This is a genomic window from Lederbergia ruris, assembly GCF_018332955.1.
GTDB classification, from domain to species: domain Bacteria; phylum Bacillota; class Bacilli; order Bacillales; family Bacillaceae_C; genus Lederbergia; species Lederbergia ruris.
In genome coordinates, this window is the sequence record NZ_BORB01000179.1 from 1 (window position 1) to 249 (window position 249).

General features: G+C 43.8%; 1 pseudogene. It reads left to right on the forward strand.

From position 1 onward, the window contains the following. Positions 1-249 (forward strand): annotated as a pseudogene (locus tag KI363_RS21880) (DDE-type integrase/transposase/recombinase); the annotation flags it as partial.

Consider the following 249-nt stretch of genomic DNA (forward strand, 5'->3'; position numbering starts at 1 on the left):
CGCGTGAATGGAAAATGGCACTATTTGTTTTTCTTTTTTGACGCGGTCAAGAAGATCATTCTCTCTTATCCCGTGTCTCCCAATCGAGATACGGTCACGGCTATTCGCGCCATTGATGAAGTATTAGTGAAGATGAAGGAGATTCCGGAAGATCTCACTTTGGTTGTCGATGGAAATCCCATCTATCTTCTAGCTCAACACTTTTTCGCCCAACACGACATCCAGTTTGATGTCAAACAGGTGATTGGT